This window comes from Pseudomonas stagnisoli (assembly GCF_048595745.1).
In the GTDB taxonomy this organism is placed as follows: domain Bacteria; phylum Pseudomonadota; class Gammaproteobacteria; order Pseudomonadales; family Pseudomonadaceae; genus Aquipseudomonas; species Aquipseudomonas alcaligenes_A.
In genome coordinates this window covers 3,413,613-3,427,989 of sequence record NZ_CP184361.1, presented here as the reverse complement: position 1 = coordinate 3,427,989, position 14,377 = coordinate 3,413,613, and the positions used below count along the sequence as shown (strand labels likewise).

Here is a 14,377-nt window from a genome sequence, read left to right as displayed (position 1 = left end):
AGAGGGGAACCCCTGCCGCGCGGGCGCGGCATTGGTGCAGTGAACCGGCAAAGATCGGGGCGCGGCACCCCTTGGGTGAGCGGACTCACGTTTCAGGTGAACCGCAAGCCCGCTCTCCCAAGGGCAGCCCACTTCAATCAACAGAAGAGGACTCCCTTGAAATGAGCAAACCCATGATTGGTCTACCCCTGTGCCGCTGGCAGCTGACTGACCGCGACATCGGCTGGTTCCACCTGGTGGGCGAGAAATACATCCAGTCCGTCACCGGCTTCGGCGCCTTCCCGCTGATGATCCCTGCCTTCGCCGACGACCTGGACATGGACACCGTGCTCGACAGCGTCTCCGGCATCATGTTCGGTGGCTCGCTGTCCAACGTACACCCCAGCTTCTACGGCGACGACCATCCCGGCCTCGGCCTGGCCGACAAACCCCGCGACGCCACCGTGCTGCGCCTGATGCGTGCCTGCATCGAGCGTGGCATTCCCTTCCTCGGCATCTGCCGTGGCGTGCAGGAACTCAACGTGCTGTACGGCGGCACCCTGCACCGGGAAGTGCATGCCGTGGCTGGCCGCCTCGACCACCGCGAGGTCAAGGATGTGCCGGATGACGTCGCCTATGGCCCGATGCACAGCGTGAAACTCACCGAAGGCGGCATGCTGCACCAGCTGATTGGCGCGACCGAGATGAAGGTGAACTCGCTGCACGGCCAGGGCATCGACCGCCTCGGCGAAGGGCTGCAGGTGGAGGCCGTATGCGAAGACGGCCAGATCGAAGCCGTCAGCGTGAAAGGCGCCAAGGCCTTCGCCCTCGGCGTGCAGTGGCACCCTGAGTACCGCTACTGGGAGAACCCGCAGTACAACGCGCTGATCGGTGCCTTCCACGAGGCCGCGCGCGAGTACCAGGCGCGCAAGCTGGCCAAGCGCCGCGAGGTGGCGGAGGCCTGAGCCTGGCATTAGCCGCCAACGCAAAGGCCCGTCAGTAGACGGTAACGCTGTTCACTGAGCGGTTGCTCGATCAGCGCCCCTCTCCCATTGATGGGAGAGGGGCTGGGGGAGAGGGCCGACTGCTGCTCCCCCTCTCCCCGCTGGGGAGAGGGGACGGGGTCGAGTAGGTCACGGCTTATGTGAGCAGCATTACGGTCAGCCGACGGGCTTTGTCTCGCTTCTGCAGGCTCAGCCGAACACGTTCTCGCGGAAGCACTGCTGGATGTGTTCCACCTCGTCGCGCTTGTCCATCAGTGCCTGCAGGGCGGCGGGGTCGAACATCCGGCCCGAGCGCTCGTGCATCCAGGCGAACGCCTCGTCATTGCTCCAGGCCTTCTTGTAGGGCCGATCGCTGGTCAGCGCATCGAACACATCGGCCACCGTGACGATGCGCGACTCCAGTGGTATTGCCTCGCCCGCCAGGCCGCCGGGGTAGCCGCTACCGTCGTACAGCTCGTGGTGATGCAGCACGATGTGCCGCAGCATCTGCACCTGGCTGACACTGGCCAGGCCGAAGTTTTCCAGCAACTGATTGATCAGCTCCAGCCCGGCGCTTGCGTGCTTGCGCATGATCATCTGCTCCTCCTCGTTCAGGCGACCGGGCTTGAGCAGCACCCGGTCGGGCACGGTGATCTTGCCTAGGTCATGCAGCGGCGCAAACAGGTAGACATGCTCGACGAAGCTGTCATCCAGACCTTGTTGCTGCGCCAGGCTCTGGGCGATCAGCCGCGAATAGCGCGACATGCGCTCCAGGTGGTTGCCGGTTTCCGGATCACGCGCGTGGGTCATGGTCATCGCCGACTTCAGCGTGGCGAGCAGGGTGCGCACGCTGGAGCGCTCGTTGTAGACCATCAGGCTGGCGAGGTGGCCGAGCATATCCAGCTCGCTCAGCAGCATGCCGGCAAACACACCGGGTTGCCGCGCATTGAAGAACACGAAGCCGAAGAAGTAGCCGTTCACGCACATCGGCAGGGTGTAGCTGGCGCGGTAGCCGGCATCCATCAGGGCGCGCACATGCTGCTTATGGCTGTCCTGCAGCACGCTGAAGTCGTTGATCACCCGCGGCGTCTGGCTGTTGGCCACGGCCTGCAGCCAGGTCGTTTGCGCGAGGTGGGCGTGGTACAGCGGCAGCGAGTTCTGGCCATCCTCGATGGCGGCGAAGGTCTTCACCCAGTCGCTGCCATGGTCATACAGCGCCACGGCCATGCGTTGCACTTCGGGGTATTTCTGCTGCAGGGCCTGGAGCAGGTAACGCAGCTTCTGCTGCAGTGGACTCTGGTCCTGCAGGTCATGCAGATGGGACATCCCTTTCGCTCCTGGCGAGTGCGCTGACTGTTTCCTTTGAGATTAGCCGGGCGCGGCGGGCTGCGCCTCTAGACGTCCGTCGCAAGCGTTGTTGTCGGGCCCGTGTGGCCCTTACAGTCAGCGCACGATGGCCTCCACCCGCAAGGAATTCCCATGCTTAGCGTCGACTGGCTCCGCCACCATCCACAGCACTGCGCCCTGGTGGCCGAGTGGTTGTACCACCAGTTCCCCTACGAGTTCAGCGAGCAGCCCCTGGCCGACTGGCAGGCCGAGTTCGCCGCCGGCCAGCACAACGGCGACTGGCTGATGCGCATTGCCCTGCAGAGCGGCCAACCTATCGGCTGCGCCGGCCTGGCCCGCGACGACCTGCCGCAACGGCCGGAGCTTGGCCCCTGGCTGGCCTGCGTATTCGTACTGCCGCAAGCCCGTGGCCAGGGCCTGGCCGAACGGCTGATCGACGACATCTGCCAGACCGCGCGGGAGCAGGGGCATACGCGTTTGTATCTGCATACGCATGACCGCGCGGAGTACTACGCGCGGCGCGGGTGGACGTTGTTGGAGGAGTTTGAGGCTTGGGGGGAGAGGCAGTGTTTGATGGGGAGGGGGCTTTAGAGATAGCTGGGCAAGGGCTTTGTGGGAAATAAACCTGTCCCCTTTTGCCAGGATTATCAGTACGAGATCACACAGACGAGAGGAGCACAGTTTGCGACTAGATGAAAAAGAAAAGGCCCATCGAAGTGGGCCTTTTCTTATTAGATGTCAGCGCCCAATGCCAAAAGTTTATCTTTGAAGTCTCTGGCGCTTCTGCAGTTCATGTGGTCGGCAGAAGAGAATACGCAGAAGCCATGCCTGTCAATATATTTCTGAGCAAACATTGTTTTTATTCTACCAACTCCTCTGCCGGTGATTTCGGTGGTTAGTTCTCTTATTCTATCCCATGGCATGCCAATGGTTTGTTCTGGGTATAGCTCGACATAAGGTATGCCTAGCAATTGGCTAAGGCTATTGCTGTCGCCTAGGAACCAAGATTCAATTGCTTTAACTGAAACAATTATTAGGTCGTCTGTTATCTGCGCTGTTCGAATCCTGTCCTTTACGGATTGTACGGAAGGTGCATCCTCAAGGTCGGTGAGGACTATGATTATGTCCGGGCTTGGGCCTTCGTTGAGCAGTCTAACGTAGTTTTCAAGATAGCGCGGGAGTAAGTTTCCGTTTCCGCTGGCATTTATTATTGGGTCGCATACTTCGAGATTTATCTCTTGTAGTTTTTTTCGAAATCTTGTTGATTCAATAATCAGCTTTTCGGTATCGCCCTCAACTATGAAGCCCACTTTTACCATGGAAGCCCACCATTCAGCATGTTGGTCAGCCAGGCTTCGTCAAGCGGGATGTTTAGCCCGGCTGGAAGGCTTGCAGACTTGCCTTTTGTTATTCCATTTACTTTGTTTAGGAATACTATTGATTCGATGTTGCAGGTTCTGATTATTGATTCGCTATGCGTTGTTAAGAAGATCGGCCTTTCCCAGCTGGCCTCATTTTGAAGAAGCTTGGAAAGCTCTTCCATTGCTTTAGGGTGAATCCCTCGTTCTGGCTCTTCGATGAGGCTCAGGCCGGGCTCGTCTCTATCTGTGAGAGCCGCAACCAATATGCAAAGTATGTAGAATGTTCCATCTGAGATGAGGCCTGGCGGAAATAGGCTTGCATGGCCAACTTCTCTAAAGTTAAGGGATACGCTGGTGTCTAATTTACTCTCTTCGGTTTTAAAGTTTTGAATGCTGGGTACTAGGTGTGAGATTAGTTCGCATATCTCTTCAGCAGACGTTTGATCTTCTCGCTCTAGTCTGCTTAGAACGGCTGCAAGGTTTTTTCCATTTGGTTCGAGCTCTGCGTCAGATGTTTCTGATCTGCTTGGTTCTCGTGCAGCATTTGGGTCGATTGCATATTTTTTAATGTTGGAGAGCATTCTTGATATGGAGCCGTCAAGGAATATCTCTGCTACGTTTAATGATGTATGGTCTTCGGGTATGTATTTGCTTATGTATTCGTTGAAGTGATCGTCCTTGAGGTTTGTTTTTTTCAGTGATTTTCCTTCTCTTTCATATTTTATTTCGCTGCCATGTAAGAGCTTCTCATAGATGACGGGTTTGCTGTCAAGGTTGTGTATTTTTAGTTGGTATTTGGCTAGCGTTTCAGTCTTGTCCTTCCTCTTTATGGGCCAGTCTATTTCCAGGTTGAATGTTTTTCTGTAGTCCTTTTTTCTCTTTCTGCAGTGAATGCTTTTGAAGCCTCCGGATTCTTTTATCGCTCTTGTTGCTCCATAGTTGAGCACTGATGAGGCAAATTTAAGTGCGTCAAATACATTGCTCTTTCCGCTTGCATTGGGGCCCGCAAATACCATGAATGGACCAATGTCTTTGATCTCTAGGTTGTCAAGGCTCTTGTAGCCTGAGATCTTTATTCTGCCTTGATGCTTGCTTTGTGGAGACATGATTCTCTCGTTGATTTGTATCGATCTTTGTGTTTTGGATTTCATGTGTTTATTGGTCGAAAACTGTAGGCCAGTGCCCGCGATTTTTCATCAGGGCATGTTGGGGTTTTCTACCTTTACTGCAGTTTTTTACTTTACTTACTGATCGCCGTCCGGTGCAAAAAGAAAGTAACCAAAGAAAAATCAAAACCGCTTGAGATTTCTGCGCGGGTTCACCCGTCCTGCGACGAAGCAAGCCGACAACTCCGTCCGGCCTGAAACGCGCAACCTTCATGCGCGCAAACTCCCCGTCAGTAGGCCGAGTGGAGGTGTTGTGCAGGGGGACGAGCCGCAGGGATGCGGCGAGAGGCGTAAAGGGGCATGGATACCCCTTGTACGCCGGCCCCCGGAGCGGCACCGGAGGGAGGGGAGTCGAGCGCAGCGAGACCCGGATGCCGGGGTGTGTTTCTTTGCCTAGCTTTCTTTGCACAAGCAAAGAAAGTAGGTCGCCCAGCAGGGCGAAACCTTGCGTAAGAGCAGCATCAGAAGCACGCCTGCGCAGTGAAGTCGTCATTCCCGAAGCTCACTTGGCGGGTTTGCGATTACGCGCATACAGCGACTTGCCACCAGTTGCGGTCGCGCCACGCTCCTGCAGTTCAAAGCGAGCGTTCTGCGCCTTGATCAGGTCGCTAAGTTTCTTGTGGCCATAGAGTCGCGAGTCGAAGTCCGAGCGCAGCTTGCTGATGCCGTTGCCGAGTAGACCTAGTGCACACCAGCCATCTTCATCCGAGTTGTCGTCGATCACCTTCGCAATAAAGTCCACCGGCACCTTCTGCGGCTTCACCTTGGCTGGAGCAGGCTGCGCAGCAGGTTTTCCACCCGTCGCAGCGGCCGGTACCGTTACAACCGCCGGCGTACTGGCAGAAGCTTCTAACTCCGCAGGCTCGGCATCGTCACGCAGCAACTCGGTATAAATGAACTTATCGCAGGCCGTCACAAACGGCTTGGGCGTCTTCTGCTCGCCAAAGCCGATCACCTCCAGCCCTTCCTCGCGTATCCGCGCCGCCAGGCGGGTGAAGTCGCTGTCGCTGGAGACCAGGCAGAAGCCATCGAAACGCCGGGTATAGAGCAGGTCCATCGCATCGATGATCAGCGAGCTGTCGGTGGCGTTCTTGCCCTTGGTATAGGCGAACTGCTGCATCGGCTGGATCGAGTAATCCAGCAGCACCTGCTTCCAGCCACCCAGGTTGGGCTGGGTCCAGTCACCGTAGATACGCTTGACGCTGGCCAGCCCGTACTTGGCGATTTCCTCGAACAGGCCTTCGACGATGGCCGCCGAAGCGTTATCCGCGTCGATCAGGACGGCGAGGTGTTTCTGTTGGCGAGGCGCTGGGGCTTTGCTGGCCATGAATGCATCCTTGCAGGTCGATGCCCCGACCATACTGCGAACCACATCGCATTGCCAGACTTGAAACCTCAGTCAACAACCACCCCATAGCCCAACCCCAGCCCCCACCATTCACCCCCTCACTGATGGCAGCCGCCGCTGCCGCTTTTCGGCTACAACCGAACCTAAATCCCCGTGAGGAACCCCCATGCCCGCCCTCAGCCAGAAACACCTGTTCCAGCTCGCCAGCTTCGCCGCCCTCGGCGGCTGGAGCGTATTGATCCTGCTGCCCACCTGGAGCCAGGGCCCGCGGCTGGTGCTCGGCGTCGCCGTGGTACTGCTCTGCGTGCTGTACGGCGTCAGCCTGTTCCAGGCCCTGACCAGCCGGGGCGAGCGCAGCATGGGCAAGCCCGGCTTCTTCACCCTGCGTGGCGTGCTGGCGCTGTTCAGCAACCCCAAGGCGGTGTTGGCGGCGTGGATTCACATCCTCGCGTTTGACCTGATGGTGGGCCTGTACATCCAGCAGCAGGGCGCGGCGCAGGGCATCGGCCACCTGTGGCTGGTGCCGTGCTACCTGATGGCGATGATGTTCGGCCCGCTGGGGTTGCTGCTGTTCCTCGGGGTGAGCCTGCTGCACTAGCTCAGGCCCGCCGCCACGGCCGAGCGCGTGGTCAGCGCTCGCCCAGCCAGCGCAACTGCTTGACCACCATGTGCATGAAGCCATTCTCGCTCGGCGTGCGGTAGGCGCCGATTGCGCCGAGGTGCTTGGCCATCACCGCCGTCATCTCCCAGCCATCGACCGGCTCCGCCGCCCAGGTGGCGCAGGCCAGCGGGAGCAGGCCGAGCGATTCGCCGAGTTCACGGATGGCCCGCGAGCCGCTGCGCACCGGCTCCAGCAGCGAGTCGTTGGCCCAGGCCCACATCCAGGTGTTGGAGCGGCTGGAGAAGCTGCCGACGAAATCGATGGCGCATTCCAGTACCGGCTGGCCGTCGTTGGAGAACACCAGGGTGGCGTTCTCCTGGTACCAGTCCCAGCGCTGGTATTCGCCGATGCCGTAGGTCTGCATGAAGTCGGCCTGGCGCGCCTGCAGGTAGTCGAAGCTGTCGCTGATCAGTGCGGCCAGCGCGTCATCGTCCTGCTGCCAGTTGCGCGCGCGGATGTCGCAGTAGCACTGCGCGCAGACCATCTTGATGTCGGCGAAGGCTTCGGCGCGCTCGTTCCATTCGCCTTCCTGTTCCAGCATGGCGTCGCACTGGTCGCACCAGGCGTCCGGGTAGGCATCATCGGGTTGCTCGGGGTCGTACCCCATGTTGAAGCCCTGGCCACTGCCGCGCTGCAGGTGCTGGCAGACAAAGGCGGCGGGGCCTGCGCCGTGTTCAGCGCATTCGGCAGGGAAGGTTTCGTCGCTCATGGTCTGTTCCTGCGGGGCAGAGGCTGTGGGGGTAACAGTAGACGGCGGGCGTGGGTCAGATGTGTTTCAACAGGCTCCGCTCGGGCTGTTGCGGGTTGTAGTACACCCGGACTTTGCCGCCCACCGGGTATTGCATCAGCTCACGCCGGGCACTGCTTGCCGAGCTGTATTCGGCCGGTTGGATGCGCAGCCGGTTGCCGTGGTAGCGCACTCCATCCACCTGGTACGAATACTCGACCCTGACCTCGTACTCGTAGCCGCTTCGGTAAGCCGAGTCGGCGAGTTGCCGGTCGATGCGCGACGCGGTGATCACTCCCTCGGTGGTCGGCCATTCCCGCGAGTCGCCCATCTCCAGCGCCTGCTGTATGCCGAAGTACAGCATCACGCCGAGCATCAGCAGGTAGAGCAGTTGTTTCATATCGCCCTCCCTGGGCTTGATCGCGGCGTAGTCCCGCGATTTTATTCTCTAGAATACCGAATGAACCCTCCCCGCCAGGCAGTCACATGTACGAAACCACCCGCCTGAAACGTCGCCAAGTGGATGTGTCCCAACTCGAGATCGGCATGTTCGTCTGCGAGGTGGATCGGCCGTGGCGGGAGACGCCCTTTCTGTTCCAGGGCTTTCCACTGCTGACCGTGCAGGACATCCGCGCGGTACAGGATTGCTGCCAGTACGTGTTCATCGACGAGTTCCAGCGCGTCAAGGTCAGCCTGATGCCGGAAAGCGCCGGGCCGGCGCCGGCGGACTCGCACAAGCGCGCCCCGCTGTCGCGCGAGATGCAGCAGGCGCGGCGCAACCGGGACAAGAGCTCGGCTGTGCTCAAGGAGGTGTTTTTCGACGTGCAGCTGGGCCGGGGCATCAATACCGCGGCCTGCCGTGAGGCGGTCAGCGACAACCTGCAGAGCCTGTTGCGCAACGAGAGCGCCCTGCTTTGGCTGACGCGCATGAAAAGCCAGGACGAGTACACCAGCCAGCATTGCCTGTCGGTGTCGATCATGGCCATGGGCTTCGGCCATCACCTGGGGCTCAGCAATGACAGTCTGGAGCAACTGGGCATTGCCGGCCTGCTGCACGATGTGGGCAAGATCAGGGTCGATCCGCAGGTGCTGAACAAACCGGGCAAACTGAGCGCCGAGGAGTTCGAGCACATCAAGCAGCACGCCACGCTGGGCTACAAGCTGCTGCTGAGCCACCGCGACCTGCCGTCGATCGCCGTGGACGTTGCCCACGGCCACCATGAGCGGCTCGACGGGCAGGGCTATCCGCGCGGGCTGGGGGCCGCGCAGATAGCCTATTTCACCCGCATCATCAGCATCATCGACTGCTTCGACGCGATCACCAGTAACCGCGTGTACGACCGCGCCCGCACGGTCAAGGATGCCTTCAAGGTGCTGATGGACTGTCGGGAGACGCACTTCGATGCCGAGCTGGTGATGCGCTTCATCGAATGGTTGGGCATCTTCCCGGTGGGCACGCTGGTGGAACTGCACACCGGCGAGATCGGCCTGGTGCTGGAGAAACACCCCAAGCTGCAGTTGCGTCCCAAGGTGGCGGTACTGATCGACCGTGACGGCCAACGCTGCCCACCGCGCTTCCTCGATCTGTCGCGGATCTGCACCGATGAGCAGTCGCAACCTTACCGCATCACCGCCTGCCTGCCCGATGGCGCGCTCGGCCTGAGCGTGAACGATCCCCAGGTGCAGGCGCTGCTGGATAACCGCGAGCTGGCTGACCTGGACGACGAAGCGGAAGTCCCGGAGCTGCTCGCGCACTGGCAGCGACTTGGTGGCGAGTGAGCGCGCAGTGGGCTGTGATACAGGGTTGGACTATGTCGCCTGCCGGCGGCAGTGGCCACTCGCCGGCTGGGCATTGCCAATACAGCTCTATTTGAGGTGCTTGAAGAGGGTCCCGTTCTTCATGATCACCCGGAAATTCTGCTGCGGGTTTTCCAGCGCACTCAGGTCGGCCAGCGGGTCGCCACTGACCAGCAGCAGGTCAGCGAGCGCCCCTTCCTGCACCACGCCGAGCTTGCCCGGGTAGGGGTTGCGCGGACCGGACAGGGCCAGCAGCTCGGCATTGCCCGAGGTGGCCATGCGCAGTATTTCGGCTGGGCTGTACCAGCGCGTGAGCTTGGTCAGCTGGGCGTTCTGGCGGGTCGCCAGGCGCGCATCGAACAGCGTGTCGGTGCCCCAGGCGATCTTCACGCCGTACTGCTTGGCCCATTTGTAGGCATTGTCGGTGCCGGCGGTCATCTGCAGCTGTTTGACGCGGTTGACCGAGCCGTCCGGGAATGGAATGGAATCCTGATCGTCAAGGAAGGGCTGCAGGCTCAGCCAGACGCCCTTCTCGGCCATCAGTTTGAGGGTGGGCTCGTCGAGCAGTTGGCCGTGCTCGATGACCTTCACACCGGCATCGATGGCCTGACGCACGGCTTGCGGTGTGTAGGCATGCACCGCGACATAGGTGCCCCAGTTGCTGGCTGCGTTAACGGCGGCGCGCATTTCTTCCGGGGTGTACTGGTTGACGTCCAGCGGGTCATAGAACGAGGACACGCCACCGCCGGCCATCACCTTGATCTGCGAAGCGCCCAGCCCGAGCTGCTCGCGGGTGCGCTGCAGCACGGCCGGTACGCCATCGGCCAGCGCGGTGTAGTTGACCCGCTCCGGATAGCCGTGATCGCCGGGACGGGCCGGCAGCTCATTGGGCAGGCGGAAGTCACCATGCCCGGCGGTCTGCGAGATGGTGGCACCCGAGGGCCAGATGCGCGGTCCATTGACGATGCCGCGGTCGATGGCGCGCTTGAGTCCGAACACCGGTCCGCCCAGGTCGCGCGCACTGGTGAAGCCGCGTTGCAGCATGTCATCGGCACCACGGGTGGCGGCTACGGCGGCAAACACCACGTCGCTGCTGAGCAGATCCATCATGGGCACGGTCGACATCATCAGGTGTGTGTGCGCGTCGATCATGCCGGGCATCAGGGTGGCGCCATTACCCTGAATGGTGGTCAGCGCCGCACCTTCGGGCGGGCTGATGGGGGTGGCAGAGATGCGCTGGATGAGGTTGTCGACGATCAGCACGTGGCTGGGCGCGGACAGGCTGTCGGCAACGCCATCGAAGATGCGCACGTTCTCGAAGAGCACGGCATTGCTCTTGGGGGCTTGCGCCGCGATGCTCGGCGCCGCCAGGCAGGCACACAAGGCCCAGGCGGAGAGCGTGAGTCCGGTTCTTTTCATTACGCTGCTTCCTTGATCGTGAATGTTTATGGGGCGGTATCCGTTAACACCACAGCCCGTTGCAGGTGAACTCAAAACGCCCAGTTGGCCCTCACGGCCGTCAACAACAGGTCATCGTTACGGGTCGAAGAAGGGTTGACGGCTTGCACGTCCAGGCTGAGTCGCAGCCAGGGGCTGACGGCAAAGCTGTAGAACACTTCGATGCCGCTTTCGTTTTGAAACTGCTGCAGTGGTTTCAGTGCGGAGCGCAGATCGCTGCTGAAGTTGTAGACGAAATAGCCGGCCCCAAAGCTGTCGTACGGTCGAGACGCCAGCATCCCATGGCCGCTGATCCCGCCGGAGAACGATGCTTCGATCGGATTGGGATTGCCGTCCGCCACCGAGCCTTTGGCGTAGAGTCCCAGACCTTGACCGTTGCCCAGGCCGTTCTCCACCAGCACATGGCCGAGTTGCAAACTGATATTGAACGCGCCGCTGCGTGCGCTGCCGCGCATGTCCTCGGCCAGCAGCACCTCGGAAAGGTCGGCACTCTGCTTGCTGCTGTAGGCGCCGGTCAGGGTGGCATTGCTCATGCGCCCGAACACTCGGTCGCGCCAGGCAAGGGACAGGGAGGCATTGCCGCCGTTCCTGAACAGGCCGCTCAACGAGTAGTCATCCGTGTGATCGTTGGGGTCGTAGAGCATTCCGGTCAGGGTAAAGGGGCCATGCCGGTGGTTGACGATGGCCCCCATGATCACCGGAGGCAGCACGCCGGTGGGCGGGGCCACGAAGGCGACATTCATGAACCGGTGATTGCCCCAGCCACCAAAGAAGGGGTCGCCTGCGAGCAGATCGATCACATTGATCTTGCCCAGCAGCAGGCTGCTTGAGGAGCCCAGCTGCTGGCTCAGGTACAAGGAGGTGGCGACCACCTCATCGGTCTTGCCCAGCGGCAGAAAGGCACCGGTGCTCACCGGCAGTATTGCGCCGCCGAATGACGCGCCGTCACTGTTGGTCAGATATTCGACATGGGTGTGCAGGCGCCCGCCGTCCCACAGACCCAGCTTCTGCATGTCGGCATTGACCAGCAGATCGCTGCGGTTGGTGAACTCGAAGCTTTTGTCACCCGTACCGGCCTGCAGCCCGGAGTAGAAGCTGGTGTTTTCCAGCTGAACCGTGACGCCCTTGTCCGCCAGCGCCTGGCGCTGGCCATTCCAGTCGCCAGTCATGCGATCTTCGTAGGCGCCTGCCGAGACGCTCGCGGTGTGAGTGGCCAGAGCCAGAGCAAGCCAGATCGGCCATCCAGCACGCTGGTTGTTAACGTCCATGATTACTCCTATCGGCTACTGCAGCGGGCGAGCGGAGAGTCCAGCTCTCTGCACAAGCCGCCTGGCCCCATCCCTGAACTCTGTTCGGATGGCCAAGATTATCCTCTCACCGCAACGCAAACTAGCGAGCATTGACAGAGCCTGGCCTTGGGCGTTCCTTCAGTGCCCGGCATGGGCATCCTGCGGCAGGCGCAGCCCCAGACGGGTCTTCATCTCCAGCTCCAGCTCGGCCACGCGTCCGTTGGCCATGAGCCGGACCAGCTCTTCCTCGAAGATCTTCGACAGTCGCTCGCCATCCGGATGCCGTTTGGAGAAGCTCAGCCAGAAGCCATCGTTGGAGATCATCCCGACCCGTTCGATCTGCGGGCCGAGTTTGGCTTCCAGAATACGCAGCTGTCCCGGCAGGCTGTTCATGATGATGAAATCCACCCGGTCCTTGACGAGCATGTTCAGCAGATTGGCGTCCGAGCGTGCCACCAGGCGCTCGATGTGCGGATCATTCATCAGGTCGCTGGGGTAGGTGTAGGCGTTGGTGATGCCCACGCGCTGGCCTCGCAGGTCCTTGCTACTCAGTTCCGGCTGGAAGCGCCCGCGCAGGGCGAAGATCGCCAGTCCTTCATGGAACATCGGCGTCGGGTGCCAGTAGAACTGGTCGCGATTGTCGTCGGTGATGGTGACGTTGAAGCAGGCTACGGCATGGCCGGTTTCGGCGTAGTGCAGGCAGCGTGAGAAGGGCACGGTGATGAAGTCCACGGCGATGTCGCGGCGGGCGAAGATTTCGCGTACCAGTGCCGGGGTGAATCCTGTCGGTTCGGTGCTGTCGGTCCGCCGGGCTGAATAGGGTGGCCAGTCGTCTTCGGCGGCAATCAGGATCCGTTCGGCATGAGCCTGGCCGAACGTCGCGCACAGTGCCAGTGTCAGCAGAAGATGCCGCGTTTTCATGGACATGACCTCTGGGGCGGGAGGTTTGACCTCACGTGCGTTGAGTATCGGCCAGGGAGGGCGCGGGTGTGGTCTGGCGGGACGTATGGTCGTGTTGTCCGGCAGGTGCAGGCCTCGGTGGCTGTCAACCGGTCGGCGAGACGGCGCGTGATGGCTTGTCAGCCCGTCGCAGCCCGGCATGCGCTCCGTTGGCAGCGGGGCAGGGCGGGGTTGCAGATTGGCCGGGGGCGTTGTCGACGGCGCGTCGCTTCTGACATGCCGCGCAAGCAGGGGACGGCAGCCGTCGATCCGGCCTGCCGTGCGAGCGCTGCTGCTCTGTCAAAGGCAGGCCCCGTCTGTGCGGGGCCTGTGATTACCAGCGGTAGCCGTGGTCGTGGTGATGGTGGCGATGGCGTTTGTGCCAGTGCTTATGGCGATAGCGCGGCTCGGGTACGTAGTACACCGGCCCCGGCGTGTAATAGACCGGACGGGCTTCGTAGTAGACCGGGCGCGGTTCGTAGTAGACCACGGGCGGCGGGGCGTAGACGGGTTCCGGTTGGTAGACCCTGACGGGGCGCTGGCTGGCCAGCACGCCGCCAATGATGGCACCGACGGCGACACCCGCGGCCACGTCGCCGCCGTCGGCCGCGAGTGCCTGCTGCTCGCCTGCGAGAGCCAGGCTGGCGATCAGTCCGGTGATGAGGGGGATACGCGAATGCATGGTCGAGACTCCTGTGAAACCGGAGGTGTCCGGTTACAGGCTTCGACTGCCAGCGCCGCGATGTTTTCCCGGGGGCTATGTAAATCCTGTGTAAAAGCCGGGCTGCCGGGCAGGGGCGGCAGCCCGGCTCCCGCCCGCGACGTCAGGCCTGGCGGTGCTTGTCCAGGTCGACATCCATGTCTGTCGCGCCGACGCAACCGAACAGCTTGAGGCGTGGCAGGTGCGCCGCGATCTTCGGCTTGAGCTGGCGCGCGAAGGCGTAGCCGGAGCAGGTGTCGAAGTACAGGCTGCCGCTCCAGTCCGGGGAGGTGTTTTCGTTCAGCACCTGGGCGAGGCGGTCCAGGGTCAGGTCGCTGAAGCTGTCGACGTCTTCGCCGATGCTCGACGCATTGCCGTGCGCGGTGATGATCAGAATGTCATCGCCCTGCAGGCGTTTCAGGGTTTGCGGCAGGGCGGCGATGCGGCAGCCGCTGTAGCGGAAGTCGCAAGGGAACTTGAGGGCGGCGCCGCTGACTTCGTCGTCGTTGCGGCACCAGCAGATCAGGGTGGTGGACATGCTGTTCTCCTGGTTGGCCCCTTGAGTGGGGTGGGCCAATCCTGCGCGGCCGGCTGCCAGCGGCATCAGGCGGAAGTCATTCCC

General features: G+C 61.2%; 15 protein-coding genes. 4 read left to right on the top strand and 11 right to left on the bottom strand.

Translation table 11 applies throughout. The annotated features are described in order from the left end of the window. Positions 1-173: 173 nt before the first annotated feature. Positions 174-944: a gamma-glutamyl-gamma-aminobutyrate hydrolase family protein gene (locus ACOAPY_RS16570; RefSeq protein ID WP_465154051.1), complete on the top strand. Its 771-nt coding sequence runs from the start codon at positions 174-176 to the stop codon at positions 942-944. Positions 945-1,172: 228 nt separating this feature from the next. On the opposite strand, the gene ACOAPY_RS16565 is transcribed toward ACOAPY_RS16570, so the two are convergent. Beyond that, on the bottom strand, positions 1,173-2,288 hold the full coding sequence (locus ACOAPY_RS16565; protein WP_465154050.1) for an HD-GYP domain-containing protein: 1,116 nt from the start codon (positions 2,286-2,288) through the stop codon (positions 1,173-1,175). 153 nt (positions 2,289-2,441) lie between these two features. On the opposite strand from ACOAPY_RS16565, the gene ACOAPY_RS16560 reads away from it, so the two are divergent. Then, entirely contained in the window at positions 2,442-2,900 is a 459-nt protein-coding gene (locus tag ACOAPY_RS16560; protein WP_465154049.1) for a GNAT family N-acetyltransferase, read from the top strand. A gap of 140 nt (positions 2,901-3,040) precedes the next feature. Here the strand turns inward: ACOAPY_RS16560 and ACOAPY_RS16555 are convergent, their stop codons facing one another. The 3 genes from ACOAPY_RS16555 to ACOAPY_RS16545 form a co-directional block, all read right to left on the bottom strand. Further along, entirely contained in the window at positions 3,041-3,628 is a 588-nt protein-coding gene (locus tag ACOAPY_RS16555; RefSeq protein ID WP_465154048.1) for a hypothetical protein, read from the bottom strand. Then, complete coding sequence (locus tag ACOAPY_RS16550; protein ID WP_465154047.1) at positions 3,622-4,776, bottom strand: AAA family ATPase; 1,155 nt, start codon at positions 4,774-4,776, stop codon at positions 3,622-3,624. Before ACOAPY_RS16550 ends, ACOAPY_RS16555 begins: the two co-directional genes overlap by 7 nt. A gap of 562 nt (positions 4,777-5,338) precedes the next feature. Further along, positions 5,339-6,163 carry an NYN domain-containing protein gene (locus ACOAPY_RS16545; protein ID WP_465154046.1) on the bottom strand — a complete coding sequence of 275 codons (825 nt, stop codon included), beginning with the start codon at positions 6,161-6,163 and terminating at the stop codon, positions 5,339-5,341. Positions 6,164-6,350: 187 nt separating this feature from the next. On the opposite strand from ACOAPY_RS16545, the gene ACOAPY_RS16540 reads away from it, so the two are divergent. After that, positions 6,351-6,782 (top strand): abscisic acid-deficient protein Aba4 family protein, encoded by a 432-nt coding sequence (locus ACOAPY_RS16540; RefSeq protein ID WP_465154045.1) that lies wholly within the window; start codon positions 6,351-6,353, stop codon positions 6,780-6,782. Between the two features lie 31 nt (positions 6,783-6,813). Here ACOAPY_RS16540 and ACOAPY_RS16535 read toward each other — a convergent pair whose 3' ends face one another. Both ACOAPY_RS16535 and ACOAPY_RS16530 read right to left on the bottom strand, forming a co-directional pair. After that, positions 6,814-7,554, bottom strand: coding sequence for a DUF6882 domain-containing protein (locus tag ACOAPY_RS16535; protein WP_465154044.1), 741 nt, complete (start codon positions 7,552-7,554; stop codon positions 6,814-6,816). A gap of 55 nt (positions 7,555-7,609) precedes the next feature. Beyond that, positions 7,610-7,972: a DUF3592 domain-containing protein gene (locus ACOAPY_RS16530; RefSeq protein WP_286946053.1), complete on the bottom strand. Its 363-nt coding sequence runs from the start codon at positions 7,970-7,972 to the stop codon at positions 7,610-7,612. Positions 7,973-8,058: 86 nt separating this feature from the next. On the opposite strand from ACOAPY_RS16530, the gene ACOAPY_RS16525 reads away from it, so the two are divergent. After that, positions 8,059-9,351: an HD-GYP domain-containing protein gene (locus ACOAPY_RS16525; protein ID WP_465154043.1), complete on the top strand. Its 1,293-nt coding sequence runs from the start codon at positions 8,059-8,061 to the stop codon at positions 9,349-9,351. Positions 9,352-9,438: 87 nt separating this feature from the next. Here the strand turns inward: ACOAPY_RS16525 and ACOAPY_RS16520 are convergent, their stop codons facing one another. The 5 genes from ACOAPY_RS16520 to ACOAPY_RS16500 form a co-directional block, all read right to left on the bottom strand. Continuing rightward, the gene (locus tag ACOAPY_RS16520; protein WP_465154042.1) at positions 9,439-10,788 is read right to left on the bottom strand and encodes a metal-dependent hydrolase family protein; all 1,350 of its coding nucleotides are present in this window, start codon (positions 10,786-10,788) and stop codon (positions 9,439-9,441) included. Positions 10,789-10,859: 71 nt separating this feature from the next. Then, on the bottom strand, positions 10,860-12,095 hold the full coding sequence (locus ACOAPY_RS16515) for a carbohydrate porin (RefSeq protein ID WP_465154041.1): 1,236 nt from the start codon (positions 12,093-12,095) through the stop codon (positions 10,860-10,862). A gap of 159 nt (positions 12,096-12,254) precedes the next feature. Further along, complete coding sequence (locus tag ACOAPY_RS16510; RefSeq protein ID WP_179085187.1) at positions 12,255-13,037, bottom strand: substrate-binding periplasmic protein; 783 nt, start codon at positions 13,035-13,037, stop codon at positions 12,255-12,257. A 352-nt stretch (positions 13,038-13,389) separates the two neighbouring features. Beyond that, the gene (locus tag ACOAPY_RS16505) at positions 13,390-13,737 is read right to left on the bottom strand and encodes a hypothetical protein (protein ID WP_076579768.1); all 348 of its coding nucleotides are present in this window, start codon (positions 13,735-13,737) and stop codon (positions 13,390-13,392) included. 142 nt (positions 13,738-13,879) lie between these two features. Further along, a complete protein-coding gene (locus tag ACOAPY_RS16500; protein WP_076579767.1) occupies positions 13,880-14,293 on the bottom strand; it encodes a hypothetical protein in 414 nt (137 codons plus the stop codon). Positions 14,294-14,377 lie beyond the last annotated feature (84 nt).

What these genes read in the sequence shown, in the direction of transcription:
- ACOAPY_RS16570 (WP_465154051.1), top strand. Translation starts at nt 174, where the DNA reads ATGATTGGTCTACCCCTGTGCCGCTGGCAGCTGACTGACCGCGACATC.
- ACOAPY_RS16565 (WP_465154050.1), bottom strand. Translation starts at nt 2,288, where the DNA reads ATGTCCCATCTGCATGACCTGCAGGACCAGAGTCCACTGCAGCAGAAG.
- ACOAPY_RS16560 (WP_465154049.1), top strand. Translation starts at nt 2,442, where the DNA reads ATGCTTAGCGTCGACTGGCTCCGCCACCATCCACAGCACTGCGCCCTG.
- ACOAPY_RS16555 (WP_465154048.1), bottom strand. Translation starts at nt 3,628, where the DNA reads ATGGTAAAAGTGGGCTTCATAGTTGAGGGCGATACCGAAAAGCTGATT.
- ACOAPY_RS16550 (WP_465154047.1), bottom strand. Translation starts at nt 4,776, where the DNA reads ATGTCTCCACAAAGCAAGCATCAAGGCAGAATAAAGATCTCAGGCTAC.
- ACOAPY_RS16545 (WP_465154046.1), bottom strand. Translation starts at nt 6,163, where the DNA reads ATGGCCAGCAAAGCCCCAGCGCCTCGCCAACAGAAACACCTCGCCGTC.
- ACOAPY_RS16540 (WP_465154045.1), top strand. Translation starts at nt 6,351, where the DNA reads ATGCCCGCCCTCAGCCAGAAACACCTGTTCCAGCTCGCCAGCTTCGCC.
- ACOAPY_RS16535 (WP_465154044.1), bottom strand. Translation starts at nt 7,554, where the DNA reads ATGAGCGACGAAACCTTCCCTGCCGAATGCGCTGAACACGGCGCAGGC.
- ACOAPY_RS16530 (WP_286946053.1), bottom strand. Translation starts at nt 7,972, where the DNA reads ATGAAACAACTGCTCTACCTGCTGATGCTCGGCGTGATGCTGTACTTC.
- ACOAPY_RS16525 (WP_465154043.1), top strand. Translation starts at nt 8,059, where the DNA reads ATGTACGAAACCACCCGCCTGAAACGTCGCCAAGTGGATGTGTCCCAA.
- ACOAPY_RS16520 (WP_465154042.1), bottom strand. Translation starts at nt 10,788, where the DNA reads ATGAAAAGAACCGGACTCACGCTCTCCGCCTGGGCCTTGTGTGCCTGC.
- ACOAPY_RS16515 (WP_465154041.1), bottom strand. Translation starts at nt 12,095, where the DNA reads ATGGACGTTAACAACCAGCGTGCTGGATGGCCGATCTGGCTTGCTCTG.
- ACOAPY_RS16510 (WP_179085187.1), bottom strand. Translation starts at nt 13,037, where the DNA reads ATGAAAACGCGGCATCTTCTGCTGACACTGGCACTGTGCGCGACGTTC.
- ACOAPY_RS16505 (WP_076579768.1), bottom strand. Translation starts at nt 13,737, where the DNA reads ATGCATTCGCGTATCCCCCTCATCACCGGACTGATCGCCAGCCTGGCT.
- ACOAPY_RS16500 (WP_076579767.1), bottom strand. Translation starts at nt 14,293, where the DNA reads ATGTCCACCACCCTGATCTGCTGGTGCCGCAACGACGACGAAGTCAGC.